General features: G+C 44.1%; 16 protein-coding genes and 1 tRNA gene. 7 read left to right on the forward strand and 10 right to left on the reverse strand.

What is annotated here, in order from left to right; translation table 11 throughout:
• Positions 1-115: 115 nt before the first annotated feature.
• The 10 genes from accC to WCG05_02710 form a co-directional block, all read right to left on the reverse strand.
• Entirely contained in the window at positions 116-1,459 is a 1,344-nt protein-coding gene (gene accC / locus WCG05_02665; GenBank protein MEI8320898.1) for an acetyl-CoA carboxylase biotin carboxylase subunit, read from the reverse strand.
• Positions 1,460-1,465: 6 nt separating this feature from the next.
• On the reverse strand, positions 1,466-1,969 hold the full coding sequence (accB, locus tag WCG05_02670) for an acetyl-CoA carboxylase biotin carboxyl carrier protein (protein MEI8320899.1): 504 nt from the start codon (positions 1,967-1,969) through the stop codon (positions 1,466-1,468).
• 71 nt (positions 1,970-2,040) lie between these two features.
• Positions 2,041-3,381 carry a chromosomal replication initiator protein DnaA gene (dnaA, locus tag WCG05_02675; GenBank protein MEI8320900.1) on the reverse strand — a complete coding sequence of 447 codons (1,341 nt, stop codon included), beginning with the start codon at positions 3,379-3,381 and terminating at the stop codon, positions 2,041-2,043.
• Positions 3,382-3,460: 79 nt separating this feature from the next.
• Complete coding sequence (rpsT, locus tag WCG05_02680) at positions 3,461-3,721, reverse strand: 30S ribosomal protein S20 (protein ID MEI8320901.1); 261 nt, start codon at positions 3,719-3,721, stop codon at positions 3,461-3,463.
• A gap of 201 nt (positions 3,722-3,922) precedes the next feature.
• Positions 3,923-4,972, reverse strand: a complete 1,050-nt coding sequence (locus tag WCG05_02685; protein ID MEI8320902.1) for a Fic family protein — start codon at positions 4,970-4,972, stop codon at positions 3,923-3,925.
• A 94-nt stretch (positions 4,973-5,066) separates the two neighbouring features.
• Positions 5,067-5,143, reverse strand: a tRNA-Ile gene (locus WCG05_02690).
• A gap of 65 nt (positions 5,144-5,208) precedes the next feature.
• On the reverse strand, positions 5,209-7,257 hold the full coding sequence (nuoG, locus tag WCG05_02695; protein MEI8320903.1) for an NADH-quinone oxidoreductase subunit NuoG: 2,049 nt from the start codon (positions 7,255-7,257) through the stop codon (positions 5,209-5,211).
• Positions 7,250-8,533 carry an NADH-quinone oxidoreductase subunit NuoF gene (nuoF, locus tag WCG05_02700; GenBank protein ID MEI8320904.1) on the reverse strand — a complete coding sequence of 428 codons (1,284 nt, stop codon included), beginning with the start codon at positions 8,531-8,533 and terminating at the stop codon, positions 7,250-7,252. Before nuoF ends, nuoG begins: the two co-directional genes overlap by 8 nt.
• The gene (locus tag WCG05_02705; GenBank protein ID MEI8320905.1) at positions 8,526-9,092 is read right to left on the reverse strand and encodes an NAD(P)H-dependent oxidoreductase subunit E; all 567 of its coding nucleotides are present in this window, start codon (positions 9,090-9,092) and stop codon (positions 8,526-8,528) included. Before WCG05_02705 ends, nuoF begins: the two co-directional genes overlap by 8 nt.
• The gene (locus WCG05_02710; GenBank protein MEI8320906.1) at positions 9,089-10,270 is read right to left on the reverse strand and encodes an NADH-quinone oxidoreductase subunit D; all 1,182 of its coding nucleotides are present in this window, start codon (positions 10,268-10,270) and stop codon (positions 9,089-9,091) included. The genes WCG05_02705 and WCG05_02710 overlap by 4 nt, the downstream gene beginning before the upstream one ends.
• Positions 10,271-10,412: 142 nt before the next feature.
• Here WCG05_02710 and nuoH point away from each other — a divergent pair, with 142 nt between their 5' ends.
• From nuoH to rodA, 7 genes are all read left to right on the forward strand, one after another.
• Complete coding sequence (gene nuoH, locus WCG05_02715; GenBank protein ID MEI8320907.1) at positions 10,413-11,357, forward strand: NADH-quinone oxidoreductase subunit NuoH; 945 nt, start codon at positions 10,413-10,415, stop codon at positions 11,355-11,357.
• Positions 11,354-12,556 carry a phosphoglycerate kinase gene (locus tag WCG05_02720; protein ID MEI8320908.1) on the forward strand — a complete coding sequence of 401 codons (1,203 nt, stop codon included), beginning with the start codon at positions 11,354-11,356 and terminating at the stop codon, positions 12,554-12,556. The genes nuoH and WCG05_02720 overlap by 4 nt, the downstream gene beginning before the upstream one ends.
• 146 nt (positions 12,557-12,702) lie before the next feature.
• Positions 12,703-13,746 (forward strand): rod shape-determining protein, encoded by a 1,044-nt coding sequence (locus tag WCG05_02725; protein MEI8320909.1) that lies wholly within the window; start codon positions 12,703-12,705, stop codon positions 13,744-13,746.
• Positions 13,747-13,765: 19 nt separating this feature from the next.
• The gene (mreC, locus tag WCG05_02730) at positions 13,766-14,647 is read left to right on the forward strand and encodes a rod shape-determining protein MreC (protein ID MEI8320910.1); all 882 of its coding nucleotides are present in this window, start codon (positions 13,766-13,768) and stop codon (positions 14,645-14,647) included.
• Positions 14,648-15,148: a rod shape-determining protein MreD gene (mreD, locus tag WCG05_02735; protein MEI8320911.1), complete on the forward strand. Its 501-nt coding sequence runs from the start codon at positions 14,648-14,650 to the stop codon at positions 15,146-15,148.
• Positions 15,145-16,998 (forward strand): penicillin-binding protein 2, encoded by a 1,854-nt coding sequence (gene mrdA / locus WCG05_02740; GenBank protein MEI8320912.1) that lies wholly within the window; start codon positions 15,145-15,147, stop codon positions 16,996-16,998. Before mreD ends, mrdA begins: the two co-directional genes overlap by 4 nt.
• The gene (gene rodA / locus WCG05_02745) at positions 16,988-18,103 is read left to right on the forward strand and encodes a rod shape-determining protein RodA (GenBank protein ID MEI8320913.1); all 1,116 of its coding nucleotides are present in this window, start codon (positions 16,988-16,990) and stop codon (positions 18,101-18,103) included. The genes mrdA and rodA overlap by 11 nt, the downstream gene beginning before the upstream one ends.
• Positions 18,104-18,114 lie beyond the last annotated feature (11 nt).

Here is an 18,114-nt window from a genome sequence, read left to right on the forward strand (position 1 = left end):
ATACATTCTAGCTATTATAGACCCTCTTTTAGGTCTTAGCTACTTCAGCCCCAAATTTAAATCTCCACCTTCTCCATTTTTACACATTATGGAAGATAGACTAAAAGAAAGGGGACTAATTTTTTAGGAAAACCCGTTCCAACCAATGGATGTTATAATCCCCACGCCGCATATCTGGGTGCACCACTAACTTGCGATGGAGAGGCAGATTTGTTTGAATTCCTGAAATCACATATTCGTCTAGAGCCCGTTTTAGGCGATCCAGACAGTCTTGGCGGTCTTTCCCGTGGACAATCAACTTGGAGATCAAACTATCATAATAAGGAGGGATTTTATACCCCGCATAAACAGCGCTATCAACCCGCACCCCAAACCCTCCAGGAGCATGGTAATAATCTATTTTTCCAGGAGACGGCATAAAGGTTTCTGGATGCTCGGCATTAATGCGGCATTCAATGGCGTGCCCCGTAAACTTAATGTCTTTCTGGGTGAAAGGTAGTTTTTCGCCCCCCGCCACACGAATCTGCTGTTGCACCAAGTCAATGCCTGTAACTAACTCAGTCACAGGGTGTTCTACCTGAACACGCGTATTCATTTCAATGAAGTAGAAGTTCCCATCTTCATACAAAAATTCAATGGTTCCCAGCCCCCGGTATCCCAACTTTTTCATAGCATTGGCCGCTTTCATGCCAATATCATTGCGTTCAGCTTCGGTTAGCGCAGGGGATAAAGCTTCTTCCCATACTTTTTGATGGCGTCTTTGAATTGAGCAATCCCGTTCACCCAAGTGAACGACATTTCCATGCTGATCCGCTAAAATCTGAACTTCAATGTGGCGGGGTTTTTGAAGGTATTTTTCCATAAATACATCTTCATTTCCAAAGTTTGATTTAGCTTCCATACGGGCTACATCAATAGCTTCCAGCAACTCATCGTCCGAGTGTGCCACTTTCATACCCTTACCACCACCACCAGCTGTAGCTTTTATAAGAATAGGATATCCCATAGCCTGGGCTGTTTTTAAGGCCTTTTCACCCGAAGTCACAGCTCCGTCAGAACCAGGAACCACGGGAAGACCCAACTCTTTAACCATGGTTTTGCCCGTAATTTTATCACCCATCAAGGCAATATGTTCGGGCGTGGGCCCAATAAAAATCATACCGTGTTCTTCAACCATACGGGCAAAGACCGCATTTTCTGCCAGAAATCCATACCCAGGATGGATGGCGTCAGCCCCTGTCACTTCAGCAGCAGCCAGTATGGCTGGAATATTCAAATAGCTTTCCTTGGCAGAGGCAGGCCCTATGCAAACTCGTTCATCCGCTAGACGCACATGCATGGCATCTCCATCGGCCTTAGAATGAACTGCAACCGTTAAAATTCCCATTTCTCGACAGGCCCGCAGAATGCGTAAAGCAATTTCTCCGCGGTTGGCTATCAATACTTTTTTGATTTTCATTCCGAATTACTCAATGATAAAGAGAGGTTGATCGTACTCAACGGGGTGAGCATCTTCCACCAGAATAGTTGTGACCTTTCCAGAACGAGGTGATTTCAAAGGGTTCATCACTTTCATGGCCTCAATAATGCCCAAAGTTTGCCCTTCTTTCACAACGGTTCCCACCTCGACAAATGCAGGGGAGCCTGGTTTAGGGGAAAGATAAAAAGTCCCCACCATCAATGATTTGACAAGGCCGGGATGGTTGTCTATATCCATATGGTCTTTACGTTCAGGCGCTGCCCCAGAAGCGGCGTGAACCACAGGCGTTGCATGAACAGGCGCTGCATGAACAGGCGCTGCATGAGACACAACAGAAATATGGCGAGATACTCGAATACGGCAGCCATGAGACTCATACTCTATATCCGTTAAATCCGTTTTTTTAAGAAGCTCGGCCAGAGTCGTAATTGCCCCGGTATCAATGGCAACTTTTTGACTCGATGCCCCTTTGTTGGTTTTTTCTGTCATAACTAACCTTTCTTAAATAAAAAATCGTTCCTTTTTATAATGAAAAATATGCTTTAAAGCAATAGATTCATCTAAGAAGAGCGCCCCAACATTCTGTGAAGATGTTGCACATCGTCGCGGAAACTGGGATCATCCTTCATCAAAGCCTGCACTGTCTTGACCGCATGAATAACCGTTGTGTGGTCCCTGCCCCCAAATTTACGACCAATTTCTGGCAAGGATTTAGATGTTAGGTCTTTTGACAGGTACATGGCAATTTGCCTTGGGCGTGCCATGGTTCGCAAGCGCTTGTTTGAATGCATGTCAGCAATTTTCAGATTAAAATGCTGGGACACAATGCGTTGAATCTCTTCAACCGTAATATGTTTTTCGTTTGCTCTTAAAAGATCTCGCAGGGCCTCTTGGGTTGTCTCTAAGTTGATATCGCCCCCCACCAGAGTGGCATGGGCCACAATGCGATTCAAGGCGCCTTCAAGCTCGCGAATGTTGGATGTAATTTTATGGGCCAGAAATTCCAAAACCTCGTCCTGAATCTTAAAAGGCAGGCTTTCCGCCTTAGACTGCAAAATGCCCAACCGCAGTTCATAGGTTGTGGGATGAATATCAGCCACCAGCCCCCAGCCTAGCCGCGACCGCATACGTTCTTCAATACCGCGCAGTTCTGCAGGTGATTTATCCGCCGACAGAATAATTTGACGCTTTTGGTCAATCAACGCATTAAACGTATGGAAAAATTCTTCCTGGGTTGAGTCTTTTCCACTGATAAACTGAACATCATCAATCATCAACACATCAACAGATCGAAATTGATCACGGAAGCTCATCATATCCTTTTGGCGCAAAGCCCGAATGAATTGATACATGAACTTTTCAGCCGACATGTAAATAACTTTACGTTCCGGGTGAGATTGGTGCAATTGCCAAGCAACCGCATGCATCAAGTGGGTTTTACCTAAGCCCACGCCCCCATAAAGAAAAAGAGGGTTGAAATAAACTTGGTCTGCCTCAGCCACACGACGGGCTGCTGCATAGGCCAGTTCATTAGGCTTGCCCACAATAAAATTATCAAATGTAAATCGAGGATCCAAACCCGCTGTTAAGCTATCCATGGTGTAGCGAGTGGTTGAGCTGTTTTCAATAACCGTTGCGGCCACAGATTCTGTGGGCAGGTTAGTCACAATGTCGATGCCATAAATAGTGGGGGCCTGCTGACGCCATAACTCTAAAATTCTGGGAAGGTAACGGGTACTGATCCAATCCTTGATAAAGCGAGAAGGCACGGAAAGAATAACTTTTCCCCCTACGTCTTCTTCAAACTTTAAAAATTTAAGCCACCCTTTGCAGGCCGTTTCCCCGAAAATCACCGGAAATTCAGACTGCACATGTGACCATGCTTTGTATTGATCTGTCAATTGAACCCCTAAAAAGGATTATTGTTACCTAAATTTACCACCATCTACCCTGTCTAGATGACGGAAAAAGCTTGATTTCTTATATTTTCTTAATACGTGACACAAGCCGTGAAAGCTTACGTCCAGCATTATTCTTATGAATAATACCTTTTTGCGCTGTCTTCATAACGACAGACTGCGCCATGTTAAAAAGCTCCGTAGCCTTGGTTGCGTCCTTGGCTTTAATTTGTTCTTCGACTTTTTTCACCAAGTTACGCATGCGACTTAATGTTGATTTATTACGCGCTGTGCATGTTACTGTCTGTAGTGCTCTTTTTTTAGCAGATTGATGATTAGCCATATTTTTAAAACCTTATTTTGTAAAACTAATGGAAAAACTATACGGACTTATCCACAGTGTCAACAAACTTTTTAAAAAAAATTAAATCATTTTTTCTTGACTTAAAAAATTTGTTGAAATTGAAAGGAAACTGGTGGGCCCGGCAGGACTCGAACCTGCGACAGCACCGTTATGAGCGGCGAGCTTTAACCAACAGAACGCTTATAGAACACTATACCAGGTCCCCTTCCCTTCCCCATGTTTTTTCAGATAGTTTGAAATCACAAGCCGTTTAAAATGATCTTTTAATGTATTACGGCTAGCATTCGTTATTTTTATCATGTCTTTCATCGTCAGTCGTCCGTGTTGTTTTGCATAATCTAAAATCGTAATAGACAAGGAGGAAAGAGAAACAAGGATAATTTTTTCCTTTTCCATTTTTTGGGCCAATCGACGCATTTGTTGTTGTAGAGCTTTCAGCAAAAAAAGAAGCCAAGGATTCCAATTAGGAACCTTTGTCCTTATCGTTTGCTGAGTTTGCGGAAGAGCTAAATAATAGCCTTTTTTGCTTTGTTCGATAATGCTTTCAAGAGAGCTGTAAGGAACATAGGTATACCCATGTTGCATTAAAAGAAGGGTTGTAAGAATTCGGCTCAATCTGCCATTTCCATCTTGAAAGGGATGAATTTCTAGAAATACAACGATAAAAATACCCGTCACCAATAAGGGGTGAAGCTTCTTTTCTTTTTCCGCATGACTATACCAAGTTAGAAGCTCATTCATCCGATGAGGAGTCTCAAATGGAGTGGCCGTTTCAAAAATTGTTCCAACTTCTTCCCCCTTTTCATTAAAGGCAGCCACTCGATTAGATGAAGTCTTGTAGGCGCCTCGATGCCATTCATCTTTCTCGCCATATGCAAGCAAGTCTCGATGCAACTGACGGATAAAATTTTCAGTTATCCGAATCTCTTTCCAGGACTCAAATATAGTTTCCATGATATCTGCATATCCGGCGACTTCCTGTTCATCTCTGCTTCCAAATGACTTTATTTTTAAATTAGAAAGAAGAAGCTCAACTTCTTTGTCTGATAATCTGCTTCCCTCTATTCGAGTCGAGGATCCAACACTTTCAATAGTTGCAATCTTCCTTAAGGCATTTAATCGTTCAGGAGCCAAAGTTCCAAGAGCTTTCCAAGAGCCTTTAAATTCATCGATTTCAGAGATAAGAGATAGCATCTCTGGAGTAATTATTATTGATTCAGTTTTGAGCATTTTATTTCCCCACACCCAAAAATACACCCATAAACACCCATATGTCAAGAGAAGGTCAGCTAGAAGCTAATATAAAGAGCATTTAAAGGGAAACTGGTGGGCCCGGCAGGACTCGAACCTGCGACAGCACCGTTATGAGCGGTGAGTTCTAACCAACTGAACTACAGGCCCCTCCTGCTTACTATGATTGGTATAACTAGTGCTTATTTTTGTCAAATACTATTTAACGGAAGCACTCACTGCTTACAAGACGCCATAACGGGCGAACACCGCCCTATCACATCTGTCATGTAAAAGTTAGTAATAAATGGTTTCAAAAACCCTGAACTAATTTTCTTAGGCTCATGCATAGCCGTGCATTCTCCAGGAAATACGTCACCGATTTTGGAAAAAACAGGGTACATTTTCTGAAGATCTTTCAAAATTTCTTCCCGTGTATTATAGGGCAATTTGCGTCCAATAACTTCCGATAATCCCCGAATAATTTTCCAGTCCTCTCGGGCTTCTCCCAAGGGTTCTCTGACGCGCAAGGCCTCTTGAGCGCGCCCCTCCGTATTCACATACAGAGCATCCTTTTCTATTGAGGCCGCCCCAGGAAAAATAACGTCCGCCCTGTTGGCGCCCGCGTCCCCATGATGCCCCTGATAAATAACAAAAGCATCCCCCAAAGTTTGTAAAGGAACTTCGTCAGCCCCCAGCAAATAAATAACCTGTAAGCGCCCTGCCCGAGCTGCTTTTAACATGTTAGCCACATCATATCCATCATCCTTGGGCACAAAGCCTACTTCCAGGCCTCCAACTCTCCCCGCGGCCGTATGCAGCACGTTAAATCCGTTCCAATCTTCTTGAATCAACCCAAACTCTTGAGCAATGGCCCGGCACGTTTTGTAAATGGCTTCCCCTTCTAAACTGGTTAAGGCCCCCTGCCCTAGTATCAACATAGGTCGTTTGGCCTTCTTCAAAACCTTAGAGAAGGGATGTTTATTGGCTAAAATATCATTTAAAACCGCTGCTGTGTCCGATAGATGCTCATAGGCATAAGTCAAATCAACGTGCGGGCCCACTAATCCCACAGAAAAATCCCCCTGCATAGAGCGCTTTTTCAAACGCACATTGATCAGGCTAGCTTCCAATCTTGGGTTCGTCCCCACCAGTAAACAGGCATCCGAATCTTCAATGCCTTGAATGGTAGTATTGAACAGGTAATCCCCCCGTTCGGTCATCGGAAGAAAACCCATTTCTTGGCGACAGTCCCGATGAATTACCCCCATACTGTCAAGCAATTGCCTCATTAAAAACAATGTCTCCACATCCATCAAATTCCCCGCAATCACGCCAATTTCATGGGGGGCAATAGAAGTTAACTTCTTCACCACCGTTTTTAGGGCATCAATCCAACTGACAGGGTATAAAACCCCCTCCTTTCGAATATAGGGAGTATCTAACCGCTGAATATTAAATCCATCATAGGAAAATCGGGCTTTATCTGAGATCCACTCTTCGTTGATTTCTTCTTTAAGGCGGGGAACCACACGCATAACCTCGTCATTTTTAACATGCAGATTAACATGAGACCCCACAGCGTCCGTCACATCAATAGATGGATAGTGTGTCAATTCCCACGGGCGGGCTCTGCTGCCATAAGGCTTTGAATTCAAGGCCCCCACGGGACACAGGTCAATCATGTTGCCTGAAAGTTCTGAGGTCACCACTTGTCCCAAAACCGTATTGATTTCTAAAGTTTCCCCCCGGCCAAAAACCCCGATTTCTGACACCCCCGCAATGTCTTGAGCAAAGCGCACACAGCGATTACAGTGGATGCATCTTTCCATAGCTGTTCCAATCAGGGGGCCAAAATCCTTATGAAGAACCGCATGTTTGGGTTCCCAAAAACTCCCTCGATCCAGACCGAAATCCATGCTAGCATCTTGCAAATCACAATCGCCTCCTCGGTCACAAACGGGACAATCCAAGGGGTGATTGATCAGCAGAAATTCCAAATTCCCCTTTTGGGAATCTTTAACAACGGGACTTTCTGTGAAAATTTCCATTTTGTCTGTAGCAGGGGTTGCGCAAGAAGCCACCAGCTTATGGCACCCTGCAACCTCAACCAAGCACATACGGCAATTACCAGCTACCTTTAGCTTTTCGTGATAACACAAAACAGGAATCGGAATTTCTTCTTGTTGACAGGCCTGAAGGATTGATGCCCCTTTGTCACACTTAACGACTTTTCCATTAATGGTTATAGATATTTTTTTGGTTTTTTCTATATCTTTAAGCATTCTTGCTCCCCACAACCCCATGGTACATCTGAATCCGTTTTTCTATTTCTGGTCTGAAATGGCGGATCAAACCTTGCACCGGCCAGGCAGCTGCCTCTCCAAAGGCGCAAATCGTGTGGCCTTCCATATGGCGGGTGATTTGTTCTAATTGGTCAATTTCTTGCACGGTAGCATTACCCGAACACATGCGCTCTAGCAGGCGCCACACCCAGCCCGTTCCCTCCCGACAAGGCGTACACTGACCACAACTTTCTTCCTTATAAAACTTGGCTAACCTAGTAATGGCTTTCACAATATCAGTTGATTGATCCATGACAATCACGCCGCCTGTCCCAAGGCCAGACCCCGCCGCTGATAAAGCCTCAAAATCCATCGTAACCGTGTCGCAAATATCCTTGGGCAACAAAGAAACAGACGATCCCCCAGGAATCACTGCCTGCAGATTATCCCAACCACCAATAACGCCACCGCCATGCTTTTCGATCAGGTCTTTCATGGGAATGCCCAGTTCCTCTTCAACTGTACAGGGCTTATTCACGTGTCCTGACAAACAAAAAATCTTGGTGCCTTTGCTGTCGCCTACACCCAATCCCGCGAACCAGTCTGCCCCTCGTCTCAGGATGGTAGGCACCATAGCTAGGGTTTCCACATTATTGATCAAGGTAGGACATCCGAATAAACCACTCACGGCCGGAAAAGGGGGCTTCACTCGGGGCATGCCTCGTTTTCCTTCTAAACTTTCCAACAAAGCTGTTTCTTCTCCACAAATATAGGCCCCGGCTCCTCGGTGCACATGCAAATCAAAATCCCAACCCAATTTACTATCTTGTCCTAAAAACTTTTTCTCATAGGCCTCTGCAATAGTTTCTTCCAAAATTTTGGCTTCAGCCCCATATTCCCCCCGCACATAAATATATCCCGTACGGGCTCCAATAGCCGCCGCGGCGATTAAAGATCCTTCGATTAATTTATGGGGTTCATTTCGCAGAATTTCCCTGTCTTTGCAAGTTCCTGGTTCGCTTTCATCTGCATTCACCACCAAATAAATGGGCTTACCCAAATCTTTATGAATGAAAGACCATTTTTTAGCCGTGGGAAACCCAGCCCCACCGCGCCCCCGCAAGCCTGAGTTTTCGATTTCCTGAATCAGCCAATCATGGCCCTTTTGGATATATTTTTTGGTATCATCCCAATCGCCCCGCTTCAAAGCTGCGGCCAAGTTATAGGACTCAGCCCCATGAAGATTCGTGAAAATACGATCTTTCTTTTTAAGCATCTTGACCTTCCGATGACTTGCGGCCTTTTTGAGATCCCTTCACAAGCTTCTTTTTCTTATCAACCAAAGCTTCTAAGACTTCCAACGTTGTGCCTTCATCCAAATCTTCATAGTAATCTTCATTCACCCTCATAACGGGGGCATTCGCGCAAGCGCCCAAGCAGTCTACCTCTTTCAACGTAAACATACCATCCACCGTTGTTTGATCCGCTTTTATGCCCAGCCATCGTTGACAGGCCCGCATGACTTGGGAACTACCCCTTAACCCACAGGGCGTTGTGGTACAAACTTGCACGCAAAAAGTGCCCACAGGTTTTGTATGAAACATCGTATGAAACGTAACCACTTCCCATATTTTCACAAAGGAAACATCTAAAATTTGGGATACATGCTCTAGAATGGGCACAGAAAGCCAGCCCTGATTTTGTTCTTGGGCCAGAATCAATACCTCTAACAAAGCTGCTTGCTTGTGATCCATTGGATATTTCTTTTGAATTTGGGCAACTTTTTCAGCTGCCTCTTTGCTAAAAACAAACCGTTTTGCGGGAATAGTTGTCATCGATCAACCTCTCCCATAACAATATCCAAAGAGCCCAGAATCGCATTCATATCTGAAAGCCTATGTCCCTTTGAGATAAAATCTAAAGCCTGCAAGGCTGCAAACCCAGGACTGCGAATTTTACATCGATAAGGGTGGCTAGTGCCATCCGCCACCAAGTATACGGCGAACTCTCCTTTGGGTGCCTCAACCGCGCAATAAGTTGTCCCTTTTGGGACCTTATAGCCCTCAGCAAACAATTTAAAGTGATGAATCAAAGATTCCATGGATTCATGCATGTCTGAGCGCTTAGGGGGCGTAATTTTGTGATTATCCACAGATATGTTGCCCTGAGGCATTTTTTCAATACATTGGCTGACCATAGAAATACTTTGGTAAATCTCTTCAATCCGCACCAAGTAGCGGTCAAAGGAATCTCCTGTTTTACCCACGGGAATTTGAAACTCCATCTGGTCATAAACATCATAGGGTTGATGGCGGCGCAAGTCCCAAACAACGCCTGCGGCCCGCAGCAAAGGCCCCGAAAGCCCCCAATCTTGGGCTTCTTCTGCCGTAATTTCCCCCACGCCCATGGTGCGCTTACGAAAAATCACGTTATCCGTTAAAAGTCTTTCAATATCCTTAACGGTTTTTCCAAGCTTAAGAAGGAATTTTTCGATATCCCTCAATAACCCTTCAGGCAGATCTTTAGAAACCCCACCGGGCCTGAAATAAGAGGCATGGAGCCGCCCCCCAGAAACCCTCTCAGAAAACTCCATAATCTTTTCCCGTTCCTCAAACCCCCAGAGCATGGGCGTAGTAGCCCCCAGATCTAAGGCCAAAGTTGTAATATTCAAAAGGTGATTTCCAATGCGGGTCAGTTCCGCAAACATAACCCGAATATATTGGGCGCGCAGAGGGGCCTCAATCCCCAACAGTTTCTCAACCGCCAAAGCAAAAGCATGTTCTTGACACATGGGGGAAACATAATCCAACCGATCAAAATAGGGCAGCGCCTGCAAATAGGTTTTATGCTCAATCAGCTTTTCTTTGCCCCGATGCAATAGGCCAATGTGAGGATCTGTGCGCTCAATCACTTCCCCATTCAGTTCCAAAATTAAACGCAATATTCCATGAGAGCCGGGATGTTGCGGGCCAAAATTCATGGTATAGGTTTTTTTATCAGTGGCAGAAGACATTTCTAAAATTTAAACGGGATTGGTGCTTTTCACAAGTTTAAAAAAAAGTTTATCCCAAATTGTTTACAATTCCTGAAAGCTCAGCAATACTTTAACCACAATGGTATCAGTTCTTTTTTCCATATTTAAAACCTTCGTATGCATGGGGGGTGTCGTCATCGGGCTACTTTTAACTGTGGCTTATTTGACGTATTTTGAACGCAAGATCATTGCTTCTATGCAGTTGCGTAAGGGCCCCAATACGGTGGGTTTTTTCGGCCTATTACAACCCATTGCGGATGCCATCAAGCTTCTGCGAAAAGAACATATTACCCCCAAAAATGCTGACAGATTTTTGTTTTTGGCAGCCCCTTTCGTCACCCTGGTCCTTTCCCTATCAGTCTGGGCTGTTATTCCGATCGACTCAGGCAAAGTCTTTGCTGACCTAAACATGGGCATCCTTTACCTGATGGTGGTCATGGCCCTATCCGTCTATGGCATTTTCATTGCTGGGTGGTCGAGCGGTTCCAAATATGCCTTTTTAGGCACCATTCGGGCTATTTCCCAATTTATTTCCTATGAAATTGTCCTGGGTTTTGTGCTGTTAACTGTCGTCATGTGGTCAGGAACCTTTAACTTATCCGCCATCGTGAAAGAGCAAGAACACCTGTGGTTCATTGTGCCCCTGTTCCCCTTTTTCGTAGTATTTTTGATTGCCGGCTTGGCAGAATCCAACCGCCTGCCCTTTGATCTTCCCGAGGCTGAGTCAGAGCTTGTTGCGGGCTATCACGTGGAATATTCATCCATGGGGTTTGGGTTTTTCTTTTTGGGAGAATACCTTCATCTTTTGTTCCTAAGCGCTTTCACCACCTTGTTATTTCTAGGGGGCTGGAATGCTGTGTTTGCGAACATGATCATTCTGCCCGGGTATGTATGGTTTGCCCTTAAAATGTCTATCCTGTTATTTTTAACAATTTGGATTCGAGCTACCCTTCCCCGTTTGCGGTATGATCAGCTGATGTCCCTATGTTGGAAAGCTCTACTGCCCTTTTTATTGGTTGCCCTTGTTATTTTTAGTATTATTAAACTTTTGACAAACAACCTATGACACAAAAAATCCCTACCCTAGATTCTTTTGATTTTGCCGATAAAACAGTGCTATTACGAGTTGATTTCAACGTGCCCATGGGGCCCCATAATACAGTCGCTGATAACAGCAGGATCAAGGCCGTGTTACCGACTATTCAAGAACTGCTTGCGAAACACGCTAAGATTATTATTCTATCTCACTTAGGACGACCCGAGGGAAAACCAGACCCAACCCTTTCCTTGCGTCCCGTCTTTGAGGAATTTAAAAAGCTGCTTCCTGGTAAAATTGCGCTACATTTCTGCCCAGAAACTGTGGGACCCCAGGTTGAAAAATTGTCCCACACCTTGAAGGTCCAAGAAATTCTGTTTCTAGAAAATATTCGTTTTCATCCAGAGGAAGAATCCAACGACCCAAAATTTGCCAAGACTCTGGCCCAGTTAGGCGATATTTATGTGAACGATGCCTTTTCCGTTTCCCACCGGCCCCATGCGTCGGTTGAGGCCCTACCCCGCCTGCTGCCCCATTGTGCTGGGCGGCTATTTGAAAAAGAAGTCCATGTTCTGGAAAGTTTACTGACTCACCCCAAACGCCCCGTCATGGCTATTTTAGGGGGAGCAAAAGTGTCAACAAAACTAAAACTGATCGAAAATTTAATAGACAAAATGGATGTGATTGCTTTGGGGGGCGGCATGGCGAATACCTTCCTGTTAGCCCAGAAACAGCCTATTGGCAAGTCCCTAGCGGAACCAGCCCTGGTGCCCGAGTGTTTGCGCATTTTGGAAAAAGCCCACAAAAAGGGATGCACCCTTATATTGCCCACAGATGTTGTGATTGCCCCCGCAACTGACGGCAAAGAACATACGACTGTTTCCGTGGGTCATGTCTCCGAAAATCAAATGATTTTGGATCTGGGCCCCAAGACCATTCAGGTTATAAATGATGCTATAGACACAGCCCAAACCCTTGTATGGAACGGCCCCGTTGGTCTGGCAGAAATCCATCCTTTTGACCGGGGCACCAAAGCTCTGGCTCAACATATTGTTCAGCGCACAGAAACCCATCATCTAATGAGTGTGGGCGGCGGGGGTGATACGGCTTCTATCCTGGAACATCTTCATTTGCTTGAAAAATTCACCTATGTATCCATGGCCGGCGGCGCCTTTTTAGAATGGATGGAGGGTAAAACCCTTCCCGGTGTTGCTGCTTTGATGAAATAAGCTTTGGATTCTTGGATTTTAGAGAACCGATTTATAAAATCAGACCCCACTTTTAATTTCTAAAAAAGACATAACAAAATCCTCGACAGCACTACCCCCATTCGTTATAAATATAAAGAACACTAAAAGTAGCACGAGGGCTAACGATGTCTTTTTTATCAAAATTTTTTAAGTATTTTTCATCTGACATTGCCATTGATTTGGGGACGGCTAATACCTTAGTTTATGTGCATGGCAAGGGAATTGTCTTAAATGAACCCTCTGTCGTTGCTGTGTCTAATTTTGGGGGCAGAAAGCAAGTTTTAGCCGTGGGAGAAGAAGCCAAACTTATGGTAGGACGCACCCCTGGCCACATTCAAGCCATTCGGCCTTTGCAAGATGGTGTGATCGCTGACTTTGATGTGGCTGAAGAAATGATCAAACACTTCATTCGCAAAATTAACAATCGCATGACTTTAGCTCGCCCTCAGGTGATTATCTGTGTGCCTTCCGGCTCCACAGCTGTTGAGCGCCGCGCCATTCAAGAATCTGCCGAAAGTGCGGGCGCCCGGGCCGTGTATCTGATTGAAGAAGGCATGGCAGCTGCCATTGGGGCTGGCCTTCCCGTTACAGAACCGACCGGATCTATGGTGGTTGATATTGGGGGTGGCACCACGGAAGTTGCTATTATCGCCTTGGGCGGCATTGTGTTTGCAAGATCTGTCCGTGTTGGGGGCGACAAAATGGATGAAGCTATTATTTCTTACATTCGCCGCAACCATAATTTGTTAATTGGGGAAGCCAGCGCAGAACGTATCAAAAAAGAAATTGGATCTGCTGCAAGTAAGCCTTCTTTAGAAAAAAGCATGAAAATTAAGGGGCGCGACCTTATGAATGGTATTCCTAAGGAAATTACACTCACATCTAAGAACATTGCAGAAAGTTTAGCTGAGCCTGTAGCTGCTATTATCGAAGCCGTTAAATTAGCTTTGGAAAATACGCCGCCAGAATTGTCAGCAGATATTGTGGACCGAGGCATCGTCCTAACAGGGGGCGGGTCATTGTTAAGGGATCTTGATCAAGTATTACGGGCAGCAACTCATTTGCCCGTATCTATTGCAGAAGATCCTTTATCATGCGTAGCCTTGGGCACAGGATATACTTTGGAACATATTGACACACTAAAGAATGTTTTAATTTCACAAGCTTAACCGCAATAGGGATAATCGGTTGTTTTCTGAAGAGCATACGTCAAAATTTCATGTAAGAAAAACGCTGATAAAAAAGATCAGTTTTACGTTTCACGCCTATCGCAATTTCATTTTCGTTTGTTTTTTCTTTCTACTGTCTATCATTTTACTGTTAACAACCTATACAGACACACCTTTTACCAGGAAAGTCCGCTCTTTGACGGCTGATGCTACAACTCCGGTTATGGAGGTTATTTTAATTCCCTTTGATGCCTTTGAAAGCTTCAAAAATCATGTGCGAGATTGGGGGTTAACATACAGTCGCTTAAGGGTGCTGGAAAAAGAAAATCAAGAATTAAAGTCCCTAAAACCTCTATTAAATTCCCTTCAACGCGAAAACAATGAACTGAGAAAATTACTCAATGTTAAAGATGGACAAGCAAAATCCTTCACAACAGCCCGAGTCATCACTTACCCCGGCGCGCCTTTTGCCAAAAGTATTTTGGTCAGCAGCGGCACCAAGGATGGCATTACCCCCCAACAACCTGTCGTCACAGAGCGAGGCCTTGTGGGACGCACCTTAGATGTAGGGCATTTTTCAACCCGTATTTTGTTGCTAACAGACTTTAACTCAAAAATTCCTGTACTGATTAGATCTGCAGATGAACATGCCATCCTTGTGGGCGATAATGATAATCCTCCTTATCTAAGGTATTATCCAAAAAACACAAAAATAAAACCGGGAGATCTTGTTGAAACATCAGGTATTGGAGGTTTATTTCCCGCAGGCATTCCCGTAGGTAAGGTTGCCGAAATAGGGGACGAAAAAATTTCCATCAAACCCTTTGTTACCCTTGATAGCTTAAGCTTTGTTTCCATTACCCTGCCCGCCCCTGACACTCAATTTTTACGGGTTTCATAAATGGTTCTAATTAGAAGTTACTCAGAAAAAACTTCCCACATAAAAAATTCTATTCTTTTGCTTATATCTGTTTTCTTAGATCGTTTCCAAGGATTGCGCTTTCTCCCTATAGAAATTGATATTACCTTGGCCGTATTATTTTTTATACTGATGTATTCTGAAGAGTCTCTTCCTATTTGGTTTGTTTTTTTTGCTGGCCTTTTAAATGATTCTTTAAGTGGGGCTCCCCTTGGGCAAAGTACTTTTGCACTTCTGGTTTTTTACATGCTGATAGATCAAAATAAAAAGTTCTTAACCCAAAGCGATTTATCTATTCAATGGGTATACCTGGGATTTTGCATCACCGTATTTGAACTAATTGTCTGGTTTTTTTCCTGCCTGTTCAGCCAAACATTGCTGTCCATAGGGCCTGTTTTTGAAGCCAGTGGAAAAACTTTTCTTGTTTACCCCTTTATTTACCTTCTACTTAAAAAACTTATTATAAAGCAAAGGTTCCGTTGATCCAGCATAGTCAATCATCGATTTTTACACGTATTCGATTTCTGATCGGCATTCAGTTTGTCATCTTGGCTGTGGTTTTGCTGCGGTTATTCTTTCTACAGGTTATCTATTGGAACCATTACAAAATTTTAGCAGAAGACAACCGAACCCGGATCCGGCCTCAATTTGCTAATCGGGGTGAAATGCTAGACCGCTGGGGTGTCCCCCTAGTCACCAACATTCGAAGCTATGACGCCTATATTGTGCCCGACATCATTCCAGATATTCCCAAAATGGTTAAAGCCGTTTCAGGCATTTTGAATCTTTCCCCCTGGGCCCAGGAAGAAGTTCTGAAAAATATAAAGAAACGTCCCAAATTTTTTCCAACCCTTTTGAAAGAAGACATCAGTTGGGAGGAACTGTCAAAATTAGAGCTTTACAACACAGAACTCCCCGGGGTTTATGCCCAAGAGGGACACGCTAGGAACTATCTTTTAAAACATGAGGCGTCTCAAATTGTGGGATACATTTCCACTCCCAACCAACAAGATGTTCAAAAAGATAAAATACTCATCTCTCCCGGTGCTAAAATTGGAAAAAATGGCTTAGAATATCAGTATGAATCAAGCTTAAGAGGTGTTTCAGGACAGAAAATTATCGAAGTCAATTCGCGAGGTAGATCTATCCGAGAGCTTTCCACCATTCCATCCCAATCAGGCCAACCCTTGAAACTGACCATTGACTACGATTTGCAGAAATTCACTGGTGACTTACTAGCCCCCTATAAAAGCTCAGCCGCTGTTGTGTTAGACATTAAAACAGGGGAAATCTTGACCATGGTTTCAACTCCTGGATACGACCCCAGCGCCTTTTTCCACGGCATTTCAAGAGACAAATGGAATACCCTTATCAATGACCCTCTTTCCCCCATGACTAACAAGGCGATTTCAGGTCTTTACAGCCCGGGATCATCTTTTAAAATCTTGATTGCACTAGCGGCCTTAAAGGCGGGCATTAATCCAAAGGACAAGGTCTACTGCCCTGGCCATATGATGCTGGGAAAGCACAAATTCCATTGCTGGCGCTGGAAGCAAAATGGTCATGGCTATGTGGACATGGAACGGGCCTTGTATGAATCCTGTGACGTTTATTTTTATGAAACTGCCCTAAAAATAAAAGAAAAACCTATGCTTGAAATGGCTAAACTGTTTGGCATAAAAGAAAAAACGGGCATTGATCTCCCAGCTGAGCGCGCGGGCTTTATTGCAGACCCGGAATGGAAGAAGCGCGTTAAGAAAGAAGCCTGGTACCCGGGTGACACAATTTTAACATCCATTGGTCAAGGGTATGTTTTGATGTCACCCCTGCAGCTGGTCACGATGATTGCTATGGTTGCTAATGGGGGACACCGAATTCGTCCTCACCTGGCGATGGAAGCAGCTGAAGCCCCCTCAGAGGACACCTTAAATATTTCTCCTGAACATCTGGAATTTGTCATGAATGCCCTTGGAAAAGCCGTGAATGACCCCCACGGAACAGCCTATGGGTCACGCATTAAAATACCTGAATTTGAAATGGGTGGAAAAACATCAACGGCTCAGGTGCGCCATATTACCATGGCGGAACGACAGGCCGGCCTTCGCTCAGACAGCCAAATTCCCTGGCATCTGCGCGACACTTCAATTTTTGTGGCCTTTGCACCTACTCATGCTCCTCGGTATGCTTCAATAGTTATCGGAGAACATGAAGGCTGGGGCTCTGGCTTTGCGGCTTCAAAAACCCGAGATATTCTTTTAAAAACTCAAGAACTTATGACAGAAAAAGAAAAACGAGCCCAAACCATAGATGCGGGAGACGCCCATGTATTATGATCTATTAAGTCCTATCGATCGCCTTAAAAACCTAAATATTCGATTGATTTTAGTTATTACCTTACTGTCTTGCATCGGGTTTATGACTCTATATTCTGCAGCTGGCGGCGCTTTCTTTCCCTGGGCTCTGCCTCAGATTCTACGTTTTCTTTTTGGATTTATCTTGATGATTCTAATTGCCATCAGCAATTTGCAGTGGTGGTTTAATGCCTCTTATCTGTTTTATGGAGCAGCCCTTTGCTGTTTGGTTGCCGTTGAATTGTTTGGAAAAGTTGGGATGGGTGCCCAACGTTGGCTTGATTTGTATCTTTTTAAACTGCAGCCTTCTGAATTAATCAAGCTGTCCTTAGTTTTAGCTCTTGCCACCTATTTCCATCGCCTCAACACGGATGACGTATATAAACCTACCCAACTGATTGTTCCTTTGGGTATGATTTTTTTGCCTGCTCTTTTCGTGCTAAAGCAGCCAGACTTGGGAACCACCATTTTGCTGGTTTTAATTGGACTAACTATTCTATTCGTTGCCGGTGTCCGCATGTGGTATTTTTTGTCCCTTGGCATAGGCCTTTTAGTCAGCCTCCCCTTTGCTTGGGCTTTTTTGAAGGACTATCAGCGCAATCGCGTTTTAACTTTTTTAAACCCTGAGAAAGACCCTCAAGGAACGGGGTATCACATCATGCAATCGAAAATTGCCATTGGATCGGGGGGGATTTTGGGGAAAGGCTATTTGAAGGGAACCCAAGGATATCTGAACTTTTTGCCAGAAAAACAGACAGATTTCATCTTCACACTTTTTTCTGAGGAATTTGGCCTGATGGGATCTTTGGTTCTTATTACTTTATATGTTTTATTATTGTCCATGGGGGTAAAAATCGCCTTAAAAAATAAAACAAAATTTGGTCAATTGCTTAGTTTTGGCATTACCATGACTATTTTTATTTATCTATCCATTAATCTGTGTATGGTTTTGGGATTAGTGCCGGTTGTGGGGGTCCCCATGCCCCTGATTTCCTATGGGGGAACGTCTATGATCACCCTGATGATTGCTTTCGGACTCTTACTGAATACAGACGTGAACTATCAGAATAAGATTTTGAAGTATTAATTTTCAGACAG

It is taken from the genome of Alphaproteobacteria bacterium (assembly GCA_037146715.1).
In the GTDB taxonomy this organism is placed as follows: domain Bacteria; phylum Pseudomonadota; class Alphaproteobacteria; order UBA7879; family UBA5542; genus JBAWWO01.